Origin of the sequence: Nonomuraea sp. NPDC050022 (genome assembly GCF_044460705.1) — a bacterium.
GTDB lineage: Bacteria > Actinomycetota > Actinomycetes > Streptosporangiales > Streptosporangiaceae > Nonomuraea.
Genome location: NZ_JBITKE010000002.1, coordinates 348,094 through 365,629, shown reverse-complemented (window position 1 = coordinate 365,629; position 17,536 = coordinate 348,094). Strand labels below are relative to the sequence as shown.

The 17,536-nt window shown below is 68.8% G+C and carries 19 protein-coding genes; 13 read left to right on the top strand and 6 right to left on the bottom strand.

From position 1 onward, the window contains the following. Positions 1-10 precede the first annotated feature (10 nt). Positions 11-688, top strand: a complete 678-nt coding sequence (locus tag ACIBO2_RS08195) for a TenA family protein (protein ID WP_358538650.1) — start codon at positions 11-13, stop codon at positions 686-688. Positions 689-804: 116 nt separating this feature from the next. On the opposite strand, the gene ACIBO2_RS08190 is transcribed toward ACIBO2_RS08195, so the two are convergent. Both ACIBO2_RS08190 and ACIBO2_RS08185 read right to left on the bottom strand, forming a co-directional pair. Continuing rightward, entirely contained in the window at positions 805-1,419 is a 615-nt protein-coding gene (locus ACIBO2_RS08190) for a hypothetical protein (protein ID WP_358538647.1), read from the bottom strand. A 193-nt stretch (positions 1,420-1,612) separates the two neighbouring features. Continuing rightward, positions 1,613-2,197: a DUF3043 domain-containing protein gene (locus ACIBO2_RS08185; protein ID WP_225298405.1), complete on the bottom strand. Its 585-nt coding sequence runs from the start codon at positions 2,195-2,197 to the stop codon at positions 1,613-1,615. A 153-nt stretch (positions 2,198-2,350) separates the two neighbouring features. Here ACIBO2_RS08185 and ACIBO2_RS08180 point away from each other — a divergent pair, with 153 nt between their 5' ends. The 7 genes from ACIBO2_RS08180 (at position 2,351) to ACIBO2_RS08150 (ending at position 9,423) form a co-directional block, all read left to right on the top strand. Then, positions 2,351-3,163 carry a PspA/IM30 family protein gene (locus tag ACIBO2_RS08180; RefSeq protein ID WP_357640049.1) on the top strand — a complete coding sequence of 271 codons (813 nt, stop codon included), beginning with the start codon at positions 2,351-2,353 and terminating at the stop codon, positions 3,161-3,163. Then, the gene (locus ACIBO2_RS08175) at positions 3,160-3,438 is read left to right on the top strand and encodes a hypothetical protein (RefSeq protein ID WP_225298409.1); all 279 of its coding nucleotides are present in this window, start codon (positions 3,160-3,162) and stop codon (positions 3,436-3,438) included. The genes ACIBO2_RS08180 and ACIBO2_RS08175 overlap by 4 nt, the downstream gene beginning before the upstream one ends. A gap of 2 nt (positions 3,439-3,440) precedes the next feature. Continuing rightward, positions 3,441-4,337: a zinc metalloprotease HtpX gene (gene htpX / locus ACIBO2_RS08170; protein WP_358188227.1), complete on the top strand. Its 897-nt coding sequence runs from the start codon at positions 3,441-3,443 to the stop codon at positions 4,335-4,337. 4 nt (positions 4,338-4,341) lie between these two features. Next, positions 4,342-4,899 (top strand): hypothetical protein, encoded by a 558-nt coding sequence (locus tag ACIBO2_RS08165; RefSeq protein ID WP_357640042.1) that lies wholly within the window; start codon positions 4,342-4,344, stop codon positions 4,897-4,899. A 25-nt stretch (positions 4,900-4,924) separates the two neighbouring features. Then, a complete protein-coding gene (locus tag ACIBO2_RS08160) occupies positions 4,925-6,307 on the top strand; it encodes an alpha/beta fold hydrolase (protein ID WP_397295969.1) in 1,383 nt (460 codons plus the stop codon). A gap of 272 nt (positions 6,308-6,579) precedes the next feature. Then, positions 6,580-8,769 carry a protein kinase gene (locus ACIBO2_RS08155; protein ID WP_397295967.1) on the top strand — a complete coding sequence of 730 codons (2,190 nt, stop codon included), beginning with the start codon at positions 6,580-6,582 and terminating at the stop codon, positions 8,767-8,769. A 36-nt stretch (positions 8,770-8,805) separates the two neighbouring features. Next, complete coding sequence (locus ACIBO2_RS08150; RefSeq protein WP_358538637.1) at positions 8,806-9,423, top strand: SIMPL domain-containing protein; 618 nt, start codon at positions 8,806-8,808, stop codon at positions 9,421-9,423. A gap of 240 nt (positions 9,424-9,663) precedes the next feature. Here ACIBO2_RS08150 and nadA read toward each other — a convergent pair whose 3' ends face one another. After that, positions 9,664-10,821, bottom strand: a complete 1,158-nt coding sequence (gene nadA / locus ACIBO2_RS08145; protein ID WP_397295965.1) for a quinolinate synthase NadA — start codon at positions 10,819-10,821, stop codon at positions 9,664-9,666. Positions 10,822-10,978: 157 nt separating this feature from the next. On the opposite strand from nadA, the gene erpA reads away from it, so the two are divergent. Then, positions 10,979-11,332 carry an iron-sulfur cluster insertion protein ErpA gene (gene erpA / locus ACIBO2_RS08140; protein ID WP_214637841.1) on the top strand — a complete coding sequence of 118 codons (354 nt, stop codon included), beginning with the start codon at positions 10,979-10,981 and terminating at the stop codon, positions 11,330-11,332. Between the two features lie 113 nt (positions 11,333-11,445). Then, positions 11,446-12,432, top strand: coding sequence for a carbohydrate kinase family protein (locus ACIBO2_RS08135; protein WP_358538631.1), 987 nt, complete (start codon positions 11,446-11,448; stop codon positions 12,430-12,432). A 125-nt stretch (positions 12,433-12,557) separates the two neighbouring features. On the opposite strand, the gene ACIBO2_RS08130 is transcribed toward ACIBO2_RS08135, so the two are convergent. From ACIBO2_RS08130 to ACIBO2_RS08120, 3 genes are all read right to left on the bottom strand, one after another. Further along, complete coding sequence (locus ACIBO2_RS08130; RefSeq protein WP_358538628.1) at positions 12,558-12,989, bottom strand: CBS domain-containing protein; 432 nt, start codon at positions 12,987-12,989, stop codon at positions 12,558-12,560. A gap of 81 nt (positions 12,990-13,070) precedes the next feature. Further along, positions 13,071-13,316 (bottom strand): sulfurtransferase TusA family protein, encoded by a 246-nt coding sequence (locus ACIBO2_RS08125; protein WP_225298426.1) that lies wholly within the window; start codon positions 13,314-13,316, stop codon positions 13,071-13,073. Then, on the bottom strand, positions 13,313-14,455 hold the full coding sequence (locus ACIBO2_RS08120) for a cysteine desulfurase family protein (protein WP_397295962.1): 1,143 nt from the start codon (positions 14,453-14,455) through the stop codon (positions 13,313-13,315). Before ACIBO2_RS08120 ends, ACIBO2_RS08125 begins: the two co-directional genes overlap by 4 nt. 175 nt (positions 14,456-14,630) lie before the next feature. Here ACIBO2_RS08120 and ACIBO2_RS08115 point away from each other — a divergent pair, with 175 nt between their 5' ends. From ACIBO2_RS08115 to ACIBO2_RS08105, 3 genes are read left to right on the top strand one after another with little or no spacing between them, the layout of a single operon-like run. Then, positions 14,631-15,425 carry a cytochrome c oxidase subunit II gene (locus ACIBO2_RS08115; protein WP_358538623.1) on the top strand — a complete coding sequence of 265 codons (795 nt, stop codon included), beginning with the start codon at positions 14,631-14,633 and terminating at the stop codon, positions 15,423-15,425. Beyond that, positions 15,422-17,083, top strand: a complete 1,662-nt coding sequence (gene ctaD, locus ACIBO2_RS08110) for a cytochrome c oxidase subunit I (RefSeq protein WP_357944954.1) — start codon at positions 15,422-15,424, stop codon at positions 17,081-17,083. The genes ACIBO2_RS08115 and ctaD overlap by 4 nt, the downstream gene beginning before the upstream one ends. Further along, positions 17,083-17,496, top strand: a complete 414-nt coding sequence (locus ACIBO2_RS08105) for a cytochrome c oxidase subunit 4 (RefSeq protein WP_225298434.1) — start codon at positions 17,083-17,085, stop codon at positions 17,494-17,496. Before ctaD ends, ACIBO2_RS08105 begins: the two co-directional genes overlap by 1 nt. The last annotated feature ends 40 nt before the right edge of the window (positions 17,497-17,536 follow it).

The following is a 17,536-nucleotide window of genomic DNA, read 5'->3' as shown; positions in this document are numbered from 1 at the left end:
GAGTGAGGGTATGTTCTGCGATGAAATCTGGACGCGCGCGGCCAAGCTGCTCGACGCGATCCGTAACCATCCGTTCAACAACGCGCTGGGGGACGGCGGTCTCGACCGGGAGCGTTTCGCCTTCTATCTCGTTCAGGACGGCCGTTATCTGGCGGCGTACGCGAAAACGCTGGCGACGGCGGCGGCCCGGGCGGACGATTCCTCCGACGCCGCGTTCTTCGCCCAGTCCGCCCATACGGCGCTGACGGTCGAACGGGCCCTGCACGGCCGTTATCTCGGCGAATTCGGCCTGGACGCCGGGGAGATGGCGGCCATTCCCACCTCGCCCACCTGCCTGGCGTACGCGTCCTACCTTCAGGCCACCGCGCTCACCGCGCCACTACCCGTGCTCGCCGCCGCCGTGCTGCCGTGTTTCTGGGTGTACCAGGACGTCGGCACGGCACTGCTGGCGCGTACGGAGGGGCGGCGCGACCATCCGTACCACGCGTGGATCGCCACCTATTCCGACCCCGCCTTCGCCGTCTCCGCCGAACAGGCGAAGGCCATCACCGACCGGCAGGCCGCCCAGTCCGGCCCCGCCATCCGCGAAGCCATGGCGGAGGCGTTCCTCCGGGCGGCCGAATACGAGTGGATGTTCTGGGACAGCGCGTGGCGCCTCGAAGCCTGGCCCACCCGCCAATGGCTGTGAACGAGCCCCTGTCGGTCGTCGAAAGAATCGAAAGAGACGTGGTACGGCGCCCGCCCGTGACAGATCGGCGCCCCCACCTGGCGCCGCGACAGCTCTTTCCGCTGGTGGCCGTGAACTCACTCCAGGAGGCCCGGCTTCACGGTGAACACCTGTACGGCGACCGTCTCATAAGGTAGGAACTGCGCGATGATCTTACCGAGGGTCATTTCGGTGGGATCGCTTGTCGGGCTGCGGTCGGCGAGGGAGTAGATCATCGGCCCTTCCTTGGCGGGGCCGGTCGAGGCGGTGCCCGAGACGATTACGGTGTGGAACGCGTCGGCGGAGGCGCCGATCATGACGATGACGTCGCCCGCCACGGTACGCAGGCCGGCGAGCTCGTCCACCGGCACGCGGTCCTTCGACACCGGGTCGCACAGAAAGCCCGCCCACGCCTCCGACCCGCCGTCGTACTTGGTCGAAGACCGGTTCCGCATGCCCAGCAGGAACGTCTTCTCGCTGATGTGCGCGGCCCTGAGCAGGGCATAGGGCAGGAGTTCGAAGCACATCAACTCGATGGGCGCCGCGATGTGATCCGGAACTCCCGTGCCGGTACGCCAGGAGCTTCCGCTGCCCCAGGTGATGGCCTCTATCCCCATCAGGCCCTTGACCGCGAGCGCGCACTTCGCCCCGGTCGTCCCGCGGCTGTCCGACGACGATGTGGAGCCGGTGCTCTCGGGCGGACGATCTGTCATGGGATATCCCCCCTTCATCCTGCACGACAGCCTTACTCCGCCATGAGGGGCTGAACACCCCGCGAGCGTGTCCGCAGCCGGCCTTGGGCGGCCGGCGGCCCACGGTCACGCGAGGAGTGCCGCGCTGGGAGAAGCCGGAGCGAAACGGCGCGAAAGCCGGAGCGAAACGGCGCGAAAGCCGGAGCGAACCGCGTTACTTCTTGGGTGGCACCGGCTTGCCGCCCGGCAGGACCGCGGGCGGCGGGAAACGCAGCTTGCGGATCTGCAGAGCCCGCATCGCGGCATAGAAGCCGACGCCGCGCAGGTTCTCCTTGGGATACTTCTCCGCCACCAGCTTCTTGATCCGCCAGGCCACGAAGATCGAGGTGAAGAGCACACCGATCATCATGATCGGCCAGCCGATCGTGATCACGTAGCCGAGCACCAGCGGACGGATGTCTGCGGGCCATGGGATCCACGTCGCCAGCAGGATCACCAGCGAGAACGGCAGGAAGTATTGGCTCGGCAGCCGCCGCGAGTCGACCCAGTCGCGCGCGAACTTGCGCGCCGGGCCCTTGTCGCGGGCCGGGAAATAGCGTTCGTCGCCCGCGAGCATGCCCTTGCGGGCCCGCTCGCGCTCGACAGTCTGCTTGGCGCGGGCCTGTCGATAGGCCTCTTTGCGGTCCTTGGGCGCGGTGACCGGCTGGCGCCGTCTGCCTTCCGCGTCCCGGCGCTTGGGTGTGGGACGACCCTTGCCCTGGGGCTTAGGATCGTCAATGGGGACGGGGGTGTCGTCCACGGAGGTTTGGGAACGGCGTCGCAACACGACGTCAACCCTACCTGGATGGCAACTTAGTGACGCCCCCGTGCGTTATGCGTAGGGTAATCCCAAGGCGGCTGCGCTGCACTGGGTGAACACCAGCACGACCTAAGAAGGGGACGGCCGACGCGCATGAGCGTGATGAAGAGACTTTCGATGATCTTCAAGTCCAAGGCCAACAAGGCCCTGGACAAAATGGAGGATCCGCGCGAGACCCTCGACTATTCCTACCAGCGGCAACTGGAGTTGCTGCAGAAGGTACGCCGGGGCGTGGCGGACGTCGCCACCTCGCGCAAGCGGGTGGAATTGCAGGTCAACGGCCTCGAACAGCAGGCCAGGCGCTATGAGGAGCAGGGCCGTAAGGCGCTGTCCGTCGGGCGTGAGGACCTGGCTCGTGAGGCCCTCCAGCGCCGGTCCAATCTGCAGGGGCAGATGGCCGACCTGAAGATCCAGCATGAGAACCTGCAGGCCGAGGAGGAGAAGCTGACCACGGCTTCCCAGCGGTTGCAGGCGAAGGTCGACTCCTTCCGTACGAAGAAGGAGACGATCAAGGCCACCTACACCGCGGCCGAGGCGCAGACGCGCATCAACGAGGCTTTCTCCGGCATCTCCGAGGAGATGGGCGACGTCGGTCTCGCGATCCAGCGCGCCGAGGACAAGACCGCGCAGATGCAGGCCCGCGCCGGCGCCATCGACGAGCTGCTCGCCAGCGGCGCGCTCGATGACTACAGCGGCACCCGCGGCGACGACATCCAGGCCGAGCTCGACCGTATGGGCGGCGGCATGGACGTGGAGCTGGAGCTGGCCAGGATGAAGGCCGAGCTCGGCCAGGGTCCGGCGCCCAAGAGCGCCATCGAGCCGGGCCAGGGCGGCCAGCAGGGCGCGCCCCAGCAGGCTCAGCCTCAGAACACGCAGCAGCTGCGCCAGCCTGGGGAGGGCGCATGATCGTCAGAATCATGGGCGAGGGGCAGGTCGAGATCTCGGCCGACGACATCTCCGTGCTCAACCAGCTCGACAGCGAGCTCGAGTCGGCCATCGAGTCCGACGACGAGGCGAGCTTCCGGGTCAAGTTGCACGCCCTGCTCGACAAGGTTCGCCACGTCGGCAAGTCGCTTCCCGACGACAGCCTTGAGCCGTCAGAGCTGATCCTTCCCCCCGCGGACGCCTCGATCGAGGAGGTCCGGGAGATGCTGGGCGACCAGGGTCTCATCCCGGGTTAGCCATGAACACGCGGTTCGCGCCCGACCGCGGTCTGACCACCCGCATGGTCGTGACGATGTTCCTGTTGGGGCTGCTCTACGTGGCCTTCATGGGTGTCCTCATCGCTGTGGGCGTTCAAGGACTGGTCGTGCTGGTGCTCGCCGGGGGCCTGCTGCTCGCGCAGTACTTCCTGTCCGATCGCATCGCGCTGTTCGCAATGCACGGCCGGGAGGTCTCGCCGCAAGAGGCTCCCGAGCTCCATGGCATGGTCGATCGCCTCTGCGCGATGGCCGACATGCCCAAGCCGCGGGTGGCGATAGCGGATTCCGACGTCCCCAACGCCTTCGCCACCGGCCGCAACCAGAACAACTCCGTCCTCTGCGTGACGACCGGCATCCTGCGCCGCCTGGAGCCCCAGGAGTTGGAGGGCGTGCTGGCGCACGAGCTGTCGCACGTCGCCCACCGTGACGTCGCGGTCATGACGATCGCCTCGTTCCTCGGCATCGTGGCCGGTCTGATGACCAGGTTCGCCCTGTACACCGGGCTGGGGCGCAGCCGTGACAACAACGGCGGCGTGCCGATCGGGCTGATCATCATGCTGGTCTCGATCGTCGTGTACGCGATCAGCTTCCTGCTCACCCGAGCCCTGTCGCGCTACCGCGAACTGGCCGCGGACCGGGCGGGCGCGCTGCTCACCCAGCGGCCGTCGGCCCTGGCCAGCGCGCTGACCAAGGTCACCGGCGACATGGCCAGGATCCCGAGCCAGGACCTGCGTGAGGCGGCGCCGTTCAACGCCTTCTACTTCGCCCCGGCGCTGGCCAAGGGCGCCTCCATCGCCACCCTGTTCTCCACTCACCCACCGCTGGAGCGCCGCCTGGAGCAGCTGGCCAGGATCTCCGCCCAACTCGGAAGGGGCTGACCGTATGGGCTGGCTCGACACCCTGCTAGGCCGGTCGAAGCCCGCACCACCCAACCTCGACGCACTGTTCGCGCTGCCGTCCGCGGCGGTGACGCTGCAGGCCGCCACCGGTCTCGTTCCCACCGGTCTCGGCTCGGTGTCCTTCCGCGCGGCGGAGGGCGGCGCGTTCGCCACTCTCGAAAGCGATGTGCAGGCGCTGCTCGGCGACCGCGTCGACAAATCCTCCGACGGTTACGGCTACACCTGGCTCCTGGTGCGCCGATCGCCCGACGACGTCAGCGACCTGGTCACCGAGCTGCACGCGGTCAACGCCTCGCTGGAGGGCGCCGGATTCGGTCCCTCGCTGCTCTGCTCGCTAGTGTCGTTCACCGATCCCAACGGCCGCCGGCTGGCGGTCGTCTACCTGTACAAGCGCGGCACGTTCTACCCCTTCGCGCCGCTGTCCGGCCAGCACCGCGACAACGCGCTCGAACTCCAGGCCAGAGGCGCGCTGGAGGGCGAGCTACCGCTGGAACAGGACCTCGGTCGCTGGTTCCCGGTCTGGGGCGCCCCCGGCCTCTGATCGCACCGGGTGATCTAATGATCACGTGGAGCGACGACTGCTGGTGCTCGCGGCCACCGCCTTCGTGGTGGCGGCCGTGCTGTACAGCGCCTGGATGCCCGGCCAGTTCACCAGTCCGCTGGTCGATCGGAGCGACGGCCTGGTCGGCGAGCTGGCGGCGCGCGACCAGCCCGCGATGCGCCTGTTCAGGACCGCCGACGTGCTGGCGGGCCTGGCGATCGTGCTCGGGGTGGCGCTGACGCCTCGGGTGCGGCGGGAGCGGTTCGCCTGGCTCGGGCTGGCGGCCTTCGGCGTTCTCGTACTCGCCGGTGGGCTGTTCCCGCTCGACTGCGCCGCGCTGGGCGATCCCGTCTGCGAGCTCGGCCCGCTGTCGCTCTCACACCACGTCCACGCCGTGACCGGCGTGCTGGCCACGGCCGCCGTGCTGGCCGCGATGGCCCTGCTGAGCCGCTACTGGGACACCTGCCTCGCCTGGCTGATCACCGGCGCGGCCCTGGGCGTCACCGCACTGACGCTGGCGGCCATCGCGGGCGGGTATCCGGCCGGGCTGGCGCAGCGCGGGCAGGCGACGCTTGTGGCGATCTGGCTGGTGTACGTCGCGCTGCGGCTGCTGGAGGCCGACGACCCTCCGCTGTCGCTTGGTCAGGGGCCGCATGTGGTCGTTCAGGGCGCGGGGCCGGTCGTGCTCATCAGCGCGGGGCTGGGCGGTGTGTCGTACCACTGGGACGGGGTGGCCGCCGAACTCGCGCGGAGCCACCGGGTGATCCGCTTCGACCGGCCCGGTCTCGGCCGCAGTCCCGCCTCGCCGGCTCCACCCACTCTGTACGGGGAAGCGGCCCGCCTGGCCGCCCTGGCCCCCGCCCATCCCGAACAGGTCACCGTGGTGGCCCACTCGGTGGCCGCCTGGCACGCGGAGGCCTTCGTCAGGCTGCATCCGATGTGCGTGTCCCGGCTGGTGCTCGTCGACCCGAGCCGCGCCGACCGTGACCGGCGCGCCTCGTCGCTCGGCCGGTCCGTCGGCCGATGGCTGCCCGCGCTGGGCGGTGCCTGGGGGGCCGCCGCGCTCGCCCTCCTGGCGGGGCCGGTCGTCCATCGGCTGGTCAGCGGGCTGCCGGACCGGGGGCGCGGGTACCGTACCGGCCGGGTGCTCGCCGCGGCGGTGGGGGAGTTCCTCGCCCGGCGGGACATGGCGGCCGACCTGCGCCTCGTCCGGGCGCGGCACGCCTTCCCGGACGTACCGGTAACGGTGATCAGCCCGGTGACCGTGATCAGCGCGGGTTGGAGGGCACGACGTCAGGAGCGGCTGGCGGGCGACCTGAACGCCGACCACGTCCGCCTGACCGCCTCGACCCGCCGCATCCACCTCGCCGCCTCTGGCGCGATCATCGACGCCGTCCGCGGCCTGTGACGCGACGCCGTCCGCGGCCTGTGACGCGACGCCGTCCGCGGCCTGTGACGCGACGCCGTCCGCGGCCTGTGACGCGACGCCGTCCGGGGCCGTGACGCCGTCCGGGGCCGTGACGCCGTCCGGGGCCGTGACGCGACGGCGCGCCCGGTCTCGGTGGCGGACCGCGGACCGACGCGACCGGCGTGTTCTGGCTGGTGTGTGGGTCGATGGGCTGACGCGGAGCCGCAGAACCCACCAGAATGGCGGAAAAGACGCCATATATGGGGGTTGTAATGCCGGACCTCGTGGCCCTCAGGCCAGGGGATCCCGCGTCGGTCGGGGCGTACACCCTGTCGGGGCGGCTGGGCGAGGGCGGGCAGGGGACCGTCTATCTCGCGACCGCCGCCAACGGCGCGCGGGTCGCGGTGAAGCTGCTCCGCGCGGACCTGGCCGGGGACCATGAGGCGTCGGAACGGTTCGTCCGCGAGGTGGCGATGGCCCGGCGGGTCGCCCCCTTCTGCACCGCTCAGGTCATCGAGACGGGGTTGTTCGGCGGTCTGCCGTACATCGTCAGCGAGTACATCGACGGGCCGACGCTCGATGACGTGGTGCGTACGGACGGTCCGCGCTCGGGGACGTCCCTGCACCGCCTGGCGATCGGTACGGTGACCGCGCTCGTCGCCATCCACCAGGCGGGCATCGTGCACCGCGACTTCAAGCCGTCGAACGTCGTGCTGGCCTCCGACGGCCCCCGGGTGATCGACTTCGGCATCGCCAGGGCGCTCGACCTGACCTCGTCGCTGACGGCCAGCGCCATCGGCACACCGTCGTTCATGGCGCCCGAGCAGCTCACGGAGGCGGCTCCCGGGCCTCAGGCGGACATGTTCGCGTGGGCGTGCACGCTGTTGTTCGCCGCTTCCGGGCAGCCGCCGTTCGGGCAGGACAGCCTGCCGGCGGTGGTGAACCGGATCATCCATACCGACGCCGACGTCACGCCGATTCAGGATCCGGCGCTGCGCTCGCTGGTGACGGACTGCCTGGCCAAGGATCCCGGGCGGCGGCCGACGGCGGGTGAGGCGCTGATGCGGCTGCTCGGTCACGGGCCCGGCGGCGCGTCGCCCGGCCTCCAACACCAGCCCGGCGGCGCCTCGCCGATTCTCCTGCACCAAGGGACCGCCGTGGCCGCCTCGGGCCCGGTCCCGCCGGTGACCTCGGGTCCCATCCCGGTGATGGGCTCCACGCCTCGGGCGCCGGGCGGCTCGGGGCCGGTGCCGTCGGCGCACATGCCGTACCAGCAGCCTCCGCCGCCCCCGTACGCGCGGCCGTTATACCAACAGCAGCTCCCGCTGACCCAGCCGCCCGCACGGACGGGCGGTCGGCGGGGCATCGGGTGGATCGTCGCCACGGCGGTCGCGTGCACGCTGGCGCTGGCCACGGTCGGCGGCATCGTCGCGGTACGGCTCGCGTCCCTGCCGGGCCCGATCGGCACATCCTCGCCGACACCGGACGACACGAACAGCACGGACGCCTCGTACATCCCGACCCCGACCCCGACCCCGACCTCCACTCCGACCCCAACCCCGACGCCGAGCCCGGACCAGAGCACCCGGACCATCGCGCTCCCCGGCACCTCCGTCGAGATCCGGGAGAACGGCTCCGACCCGATCAAACTGGCCTCCTACAGCCTGAACGGCGGCAAGGGCGTCTACATCCGGCGGGCCGCCTCTGACGACTTCACCCTCGACAACCACTACTTCGAGTACGCCCTGGACGCCGACGGCGCCCGCGCGCTCGCCACCGACGTCGACTACAGCGGCGACGGCTACTCCCTCGTGTCGATCATCGACCACCGGACCGGCGCCAAGCGCACGGTGAAACTCAGCACCAGGCCGGTGTTCCCGACGACGCCGCGCTGGTCGCCGGACGGCAAGCTCGGCCTGGTCACGCTCTTCAAGGACACAGGCGGGAAAAGCGTCGAGTACGGCTACGGCGTCATCGACGTCGCGCGGGGCACGGGCAAGGTCTACCAGGTCAAGGAGAAGGGCGCGGGCGAGTGGCGCTTCTTCTGGGACGCCGGCGGACAGGCCGTCGGTACGTGGGTGGGCGGCCGGATGAAGTTCTACGACCTGGACGGCAACGCGCTGCGTACGCTGTCCAGCGCGGGCTCACCCGTCTGGGTGGAGGGCGACGACGTCTCCCCGTCGGGCGGGCTGTTCCTGTCCCACTGCACCGCGGCGGGCGGCGCGGTCTGCGCCAGGCCCACGACGGGCGGCGGCGGCACGCCCGTGACCATCCCGTTCGTCACCAACCGGCTCATCGGCTGGTGGGATGACCAGCACCTGGCCGTGTGGCGGGCTAAGGGCGCCGGATATGAGGCGGTTGTGATCGATCTGAAGGGGCAGGTCATCAGAGTGCTGGCCACCGCGGCCAAGCGGGCCGAGTTCGACAAGATGGGCATGCGCTTCAGTCGCGGTACGCCCTGACGAACCCGCCGATCCTACGGACCCAAGGGGGTGCGCGTGGAAACGGAGCACGAGCAGATCGCCGTCGCCGGTGAAGGTGCGGTCTCGGCCGCGCCGGATGTCATGCGCCTGAACGCGGGCGTGGAGGTGCGCAGGACCTCGGCCGCCGAAGCTTTCGCCGCCGTCAGGGCCGCCGCCGTCCGGCTCACGGAGGCGCTGACGGGGGCCGGCATCGCCCCGGAGGACCTGCGTACCAGCGAGTTGTCCCTCGGCCCCGAGTACGAGGTCTATCCCAAGGTGGCCGCCTACAGAGCCGCGCAAGGCGTCGAGGCGCTGGTCCGCGACCTGTCGCGGGCCGACCGGGTGATCGACACCGTGGCGGCGGTGGGGGAGGAGGCGCGGCTGAACGGCGTCTCGTTCGAGCTGTCCGACCCCAGCGGGGCCCTGGCGGAGGCGAGGACACGGGCGTTCCGCGACGCCGCCGCCAAGGCCGCCCAGTACGCCGAACTGGCCGGGCGTTCGCTGGGCGGGGTCGTGTCGGTGACCGAGGAGTCGGTGGGCGGGCCGCAGCCGATGGCGTTCGCCGCGCTGGCGGCGGAGGAGAAGGCGTCGATCAGCCCCGGACGCCAGACCTTGTCGATCGGCGTCCGGGTCGTGTACGCCTTCGGCGACTAGTGGGGTTCGTCACGCGACTGTCTCGATCCCTGTGACGGTCCGTTGTGGCTGGGGTCCCTCCGGGGGGATTACCCCCTGCGGGGGAGTGGATGAGGGTGGTCCGTTGCGGCAGGGGCCCCTGGGGGAACCCCTGCGGGGGAGTGCCTGAGGAACGGTCCGTTGTGGCTGGGGCTCTTGGGCGGGATACCCCCTGCGGGGGAGCGGATAAGGGCGGTCCGTCGTGGCAGGGGAGCCCCGGCGTTAGGGGAGGGCCAGCATGCGGTCCAGGGCGACCTTGGCCCAGTGGGTGGTGTCGGGGTCGACCGTGATCTGGTTGACGACCTCCCCGAGCGCCAGTGACTCCAGCGCCCACACCAGGTGCGGCAGGTCGATCCGGTTCATCGTCGAGCAGTAGCAGACCGTCTTGTCCAGGAACGAGACGTTCTTGTCGGGGAACTGCGTGGCGAGCCGCTTGACCAGGTTCAGCTCGGTGCCGATCGCCCAGCTCGAACCCGCCGGAGCCGCCTCCAGCGTCTTGATGATGTGCTCGGTCGAGCCGACGTGGTCGGCCTTGAGCACCACCTCGTGCTTGCACTCCGGGTGCACGAGCACGTTGACGCCCGGGATGCGCCGCCGTACGTCATCGACCGACTCGGCCGTGAAACGGCCGTGCACCGAGCAGTGGCCCTTCCACAGGATCATCTTGGCGCGGTCGAGCTGCTCGCGGGTGAGGCCGCCGTTCGGGCGGTGGGGGTTCCAGACGACGCAGTCCTCCAGCGACATGCCCATCTCCAGCACCGCGGTGTTGCGCCCCAGATGCTGGTCCGGCAGGAAAAGCACCTTCTGCCCCTGCTCGAAGGCCCAGTCGAGGGCCCGCTTGGCGTTGGAGGAGGTGCAGACCGCGCCGCCGTTGCGGCCGCAGAAGGCCTTGATGTCGGCGCTGGAGTTCATGTACGTGACGGGAATCACCTGATCGGCGAGACCGGCGTCCTCCAGCGACTCCCAGCACTCCTCGACCTGGTCGAAGGTGGCCATGTCCGCCATCGAGCAGCCCGCCGCCAGGTCGGGCAGGATGACCTTCTGCTCCTGGCCGGTCAGGATGTCGGCGGACTCGGCCATGAAGTGCACGCCGCAGAAGACGATGAACTCCGCCTCCGGCCTGGCCGCGGCCTGCTGCGCGAGTTTGAAGGAGTCGCCGGTGACGTCGGCGAACTGGATGACCTCGTCACGCTGATAGTGGTGGCCCAGCACGAACAGCCGGTCACCGAGCGCCTCCTTGGCCTTACGCGCACGCTCCACCAGGTCCGGATCGGAGGCCGGTGGCAGCTCACCAGGACAGTCGACCCCCTTCTCGCTGTGCGGATCGGCGTCCCGGCCGAGTACGAAGAGCGGCAGCCCAGTCTGGGTGGCCATGGCCATACCCCCTTATCGTCGAACTGACGATACTCATCATGACATATAGCCCGTAGCGTTTATTCCGGGGGTCCGGAGGGCTGGGAATGTGTAGCACAGGGGATGTGTTGGTAGCGTCTAAGTAGGACGTCGTAAACAGACAGCCGGGTTAGGGAGTCAGCAGATGACGGTTGAGAGCAGCGAGACCACGACGCAGGGCCTGATCCTGACTGACGCGGCCGCCGCCAAGGTCAAGGCCCTGCTTGAGCAGCAGGGCGAAGAGGGCCTGCAGCTGCGCGTGGCCGTGCAGCCGGGTGGCTGCTCCGGTCTGCGCTACCAGCTCTTCTTCGACGACCGCTCGATGGACGGCGATGTCGTTACCGACTTCGGCGGCGTGAGCGTGGTCACCGACAGGATGAGCGCCCCTTACCTGCTGGGCGCCTCCATCGACTTCGTCGACACGATCGAGAAGCAGGGCTTCACCATCGACAACCCCAACGCCACCGGCTCCTGTGCCTGTGGCGACTCGTTCAACTAGTCGATGCGCTCAAGGTCCCGCTCGCATCCGTGCGACGCGGGACCTTCGCGTATCCTTACTCGCGTATCCTCGTTTGGTTCATTGGCTTGCCGACAACGAGGAAGAAGAATCCCGTGCGCATCGCCGTCACCGGCTCCATCGCGACCGACCACCTGATGACCTTCCCAGGAAGCTTCGGTGAGCAGCTCATCGCCGAGCAGCTAGATCGGGTGTCGCTCTCCTTCTTGGTGGACGACCTGCAGATACGTCGCGGCGGGTGCGCGGCGAACATCGCCTTCGGCATGGGCTGCCTGGGGCTCACCCCGATTCTCGTGGGCGCGGTCGGCTCGGACTTCGCCGACTACCGCTCCTGGCTGGAGCGCCACGGCGTGGACTGCGATTCCGTGCACGTCTCCGAGAACCATCACACGGCCCGCTTCCTGTGCACCACGGACGAGCATCACAACCAGATCGCCTCGTTCTACACCGGGGCGATGGCCGAGGCGCGGCTCATCGAGCTGCGGCCCGTCTCCGACCGCGTGGGCGGGCTCGACCTGGTGCTCATCAGCCCCAACGACCCCGACGCCATGCTGCGCCACACCGACGAGTGCCGCCAGCGTGGCATCCCGTTCGCCGCCGACCCCTCGCAGCAGCTCGCGCGCATGGGCGACCAGCAGATCCGTGACCTCGTCGACGGCGCCGCCTACCTGTTCTCCAACGACTACGAGAAGGGGCTCATCGAGCAGAAGACCGGCTGGTCCGACGCCGAGATCCTTGACCGGGTGGGCGTCCGCGTCACCACGCTCGGCCCCAAGGGCGCCGTCATCGACCGCGCGGGTGAGCCGTCCATCCAGGTCGCTCCCGCGCCGGAGCAGGGCAAGGCCGATCCGACCGGCGTCGGCGACGCCTTCCGCGCGGGCTTCCTGTCGGGTCTGGCCTGGGGCCTGCCGCTGGAGCGCTGCGGCCAGCTCGGCAACCTGACCGCCACGCACGTGCTGGAGCGGGTCGGCGGCCAGGAGTACGAGCTCGGGCAGAAGGCCTTCCTGGAGCGCTTCGGCGCCGCCTACGGAGCCGGGGCCGCCGAGGAGATCGCGGACCTCGTCCGCTGCCACCACGCCTGACCCACCGCTCGTGGAGCGCCCCGCCGCACGGTCAATGCGGCGGGGTGGTGTGTTTTCCCGCGAAGACGCGCCACATATGTACGCGACCACGGCGGGGCCTGTGCGCCCCGCGACGCGGCAGGCGGTCAGGCGCCCATGTACACCCGGTGCACGAACTCGACCAACTGGTCGTCGGGCAGGTGCCTGGCCAGGTCGGCCTCGGTGATCATGCCGACGATCCGCGTGTCCGCCATCACCGGCAGTCGCTTGATCTGATTCTCCTCCATGAGCTGGAGGGCCTCTTCGACCGTGGCGTCGACCGGCACCGAGACCAGCCCGACCACCAGGTCGCCCGCCCGCATGGCCGACGGGGCACGGCCCTCGGCCACGCACTTGATAACGATGTCGCGGTCGGTGATGATCCCGGTCACGCGATCGTCCACGCAGACCGGCAGTGCCCCGACGTGGCTGTCACGCATCATCTGCGCGGCCCGGTCGAGCGTCTCGTGGGCGGGGATGCACTCCGCGCCCTGGCTCATCAGGTCGCGCGCGGTCCGATGTGAATGTCCATCCGTCATGTCTTCCCCCCGGAAGTCGATGGTCTGACCCGAGGGACTTCCTACCCACTTTGGGATGTTCTGCGCCGTACGTACGAAATATCAGTAATTGCGGCGTACGTGGATGGACCAGCCGCCCTGCGGCAGTTCGTAGGAGCCCACGTGGCGGTGGGACTTCAGGCGGCACCACGCGGGGACGTCCGTGAACGCGGCCGGATCGTCGGCCAGGACGGCTATCACGGCGTTGAGCGGGACGTAGTTGATCTGCTCGGCGAGCATGATGATCGGGATCGGGCACTTCTTCCCGAGCGCGTCGATCGTCAACGCCGGCTGAATAACCTCGGTCATGCGACTCCTGCGTCCTGCCGGATTCGGTGCACCACATCGGGCAGCACGGCGAGGAACCTGTCGACCTCGGCCGCGGAAGCGCCCCTGGGCAGTGACACCCGGACATTCCCATGCGTGAGCACGCCCATGGCTTCCAGAACGTGCGATGGACGAAGCGTACTAGCGGTGCACGAACTCCCGGACGATACTGCGAATCCGGCCTTGTCCAGCTCGGTGAGCAGGACCTCCCCGTCGACGTAGAGGCAGGAGAAGGTCACGATGTGCGGCGCCCGCTCGATCGGATCGCCGATCACCTCCACGTCGGGCACGATCTCCGGCACGGTCCGCCTGATCTTGTCGACGAGCGCGGAGAGCCGGGAACGTTCGCGCGCCGCCTCGGCGGTCATCGCGCGCAGCGCGGCCGCGGCGGCGACGATGCCCGGTACGTTCTCGAACCCAGGGACCCGGCGCCGCTCGCGCTCGTCCTCCGGCAGGAACGACCTGAACCGCGTGCCCTTGCGCACCACCAGCACGCCCACTCCGGCGGGACCGCCCCACTTGTGGGCGCTGGCCGTCAGCACCGACCAGCCCTCCGGAATCGGCAGCCGACCGGCCGTCTGCGCGGCGTCGACCAGCAGCGGGACGCCGTGCTCCCGGCAGGCCGCGGCCACCTCCGCCACCGGCTGGAGCGTGCCGACCTCGTGGTTGGCCGTCTGCAGGCAGGCCAGGCCCGTGTCGGGCCTGGCGACGGCGGCCTTGAAGGCGGCCGGGTCGACGCGTCCGCGCAGATCCACCCCCACGATCTCCACCGTACCGCCGCCGCGTTCGTGCAGGCTGGCGGCGTGCAGCACGCTGGAGTGCTCGACCGCGCCCGTCACCAGATGCCGCCCCGCCCTCCGCCTGCCGTGTAGGGTGCCGAGCACGCCGAGATGCACGGCCTGTGTGCCCGAAGAGGTGAACGACACCTCGTCCGGGCGCGCGCCGAGCGCCTCGGCCACTTCCGTACGGGCCTGCTCCAGCAGTAGGTGCGCACGGCGGGCCTGGCCGTACAACCTCGCGGGGTCGGCCCAGCCGACATCGATCGCCGCCAGGAGCGCCTCGCGGGCCTGGGGGTGGAGCGGCTCGGTCGAGGCCGCGTCAAAGTACGCCACGAGACCCATCGTCCCACTTGCCGTACGCCTTCGAGGGGGCGCGCGGGAGGGCGGGGCTCTTGCACGCTAATGTGTCTGCAATCAGCTGTGCTTTTAGACATTACGAGCGCCCAGGAGGACTCCTGGGCTTCATCTGTGGGGTAGGCGATCCGTGAGTCCGACTCGCCGTTCGACACGGCGTTCGTTGGCCCGGCGCAGAGTGCCGCGAGCCGCCGCTTTGGCGTTGCTGCTGGCCTCCGCTACGGCATGTGCTAATGACATTCCCGAGGCCAATTGGCGTGAGGGTCTGCTTCCTACGCACATCACCAGCCAGGGCGACATCGTCCAGAATCTTTGGAACGGGGCCTGGGTCGCCGCACTCGCCACGGGCGCCGTGGTCATCGTCCTGATCATCTGGGCGTGTGTGTTCCATGTGAAGCGCAAGGCCAAGGCCGAGCTTCCGCCGCAGGTCCGTTACAACCTGCCGATCGAGATGCTCTACACCTTGATCCCGCTGGTGATGGTGTCGGTGTTCTTCTTCTTCACCGCGCGCGACAGCCGGGATCTGCAGGTCCTGTCCGGCCACCCTGACGTCAAGGTCAAGGTGGAGGCGTTCCAGTGGAGCTGGCGGTTCACCACGACGCTCAACGGCAAGACGTTGAAGCCGGTCGTGGGCCAGCCCGTGAGCGACTACAAGTCGGGCCCGCAGCTCGTGCTGCCCGTGGGCAAGACGGTGGAGTTCGAGCTGGAGTCGCCCGACGTCATCCACTCCTTCTGGGTGCCGGCGTTCCTGTTCAAGCGTGACGTCATCCCGGGGCTGCCCAAGGACAACAAGGGCCGCTTCTTCGAGATCAAGACGCTGGACAAGCCCGGCGTCTACGCGGGTCGCTGCGCCGAGCTGTGCGGCGTCGACCACAGCCGCATGCTCTTCTCGGTGAAGCTCGTCAAGCAGGCTGAGTACGACCAGTACATCGCGACTCAGGCTGGGAGCGCTCAGTGACCGCCATCCAAGAGCCAATCTCGACGACCCCGAGGCGTGCCAGCAAGGGCGCGGTGGTCGTGAAGTGGCTGTCCAGCACCGACCACAAGATCATCGGTCACCTCTATCTGATCACGTCGTTCGCCTTCTTCCTGATCGGCGGCGTCATGGCGCTGATCATGCGGGCCGAGCTGGCGCAGCCGGGGCTGCAGTTCACCAGCAATGAGCAGTTCAACCAGCTGTTCACCATGCACGGCACGATCATGCTGCTGATGTTCGCGACGCCGCTGTTCGCCGGGTTCGCCAACGAGCTGATGCCGCTGCAGATCGGCGCGCCGGACGTGGCCTTCCCCCGGCTGAACATGGTGAGCTACTGGCTCTACCTGTTCGGCAGCATCATCGCGGTGTCGGGCTTCTTCACGCCCAACGGCGCCGCCTCCTTCGGGTGGTTCGCCTACACGCCGCTGTCGACCGCGATCAGCTCGCCGGGCATGGGCGGTGACCTGTGGATCATGGGTCTGGCGCTGTCGGGCCTGGGTACGATCCTCGGCTCGGTCAACTTCATCACCACGATCATCTGCATGCGCGCGCCGGGCATGACGATGTTCCGCATGCCGATCTTCACCTGGAACATCCTGCTGACCAGCATGCTCGTGCTGATGGCCTTCCCGGTGCTGGCCGCCGCGCTGCTGGCCCTGGAGGCCGACCGCAAGCTCGGCACCCACATCTTCACCCCGGAGAACGGAGGGGCGCTGCTGTGGCAGCACCTGTTCTGGTTCTTCGGCCATCCGGAGGTCTACATCATCGCGCTGCCGTTCTTCGGCATCGTGAGTGAGATCTTCCCGGTGTTCAGCCGCAAGCCGATCTTCGGTTACATCAGCCTCGTGGCCGCGACGATCTCGATCGCCGGTCTGTCGATCACGGTCTGGGCGCACCACATGTTCCCGACCGGGCAGGTGTTGCTGCCGTTCTTCTCGTTCATGACGTTCCTCATCGCGGTGCCGACTGGCGTGAAGTTCTTCAACTGGATCGGCACGATGTGGCGTGGGCATCTCACGTTCGAGTCGCCGATGCTGTTCTCGATCGGCTTCCTGATCACCTTCCTGCTGGGCGGCCTGACCGGCGTCATCCTGGCCTCGCCGCCGCTCGACTTCCAGATCAGTGACACCTACTTCGTCGTGGCCCACTTCCACTACGTGGTGTTCGGCACGGTGGTGTTCGCGATGTTCGCCGGCTTCTACTTCTGGTGGCCCAAGTTCACCGGCAAGATGCTCGACGACAAGCTCGGCAAGCTGCAGTTCTGGCTGCTGTTCATCGGCTTCCACGCGACGTTCCTGATCCAGCACTGGCTCGGCGTCGTCGGCTTCCCGCGCCGCTACGCCGACTACAGCCCCGCCGACGGCTTCACCGACCTGAACCTCATCTCGTCGGTCGGCGCCTTCGTGCTCGGCCTGTCGGTGCTGCCGTTCTTCTACAACGTCTGGAAGACCGCGCGCAGCGCGCCGAAGGTCACGGTCGACGACCCGTGGGGCTACGGCAACTCGCTCGAATGGGCGACCTCCTGCCCGCCGCCGCGGCACAACTTCACCATGCTGCCGCGGATCCGGTCCGAGCGTCCCGCGTTCGACCTGCACTACCCGCACGTGTCCGCCAAGACGCCCCAGGAGGTCGAGGCCTGATGAAGGTACAGGGTTGGCTGTTCCTGCTGTGCGGCCTGTTCTTCGCCGGCGTGGACGTCGCTTACTGGTTCTGGACCAAGGCGGACACCGGCCACGGGGAGCCGGTCGGCACCACGGCCATGGCCATCTCGGTCGGCTTCGCGTTCATGATCGGCTACTACCTGATGTTCACGGCGCGGCGCATCGGCGACCAGCCCGAGGACAACAAGCAGGCCGAGATCAGCGACGGCGCCGGTGAGATCGGGTTCTTCAGCCCGAGCAGCTGGTGGCCGCTGTTCCTCTGCCTGGCGGCGGCGTTCGCGTTCGCCGGGTTCGTGATCGGGTTCTGGATGTTCCTGATCGGCGTGTTCCTGATCATCATGGCCATGATCGGATTCGTGTTCCAGTACTACCGGGGTAACTTCTCGCACTGACCGCGAGACTTTCGGCGGGTGTCCTCTTCTGGGAGAGGAC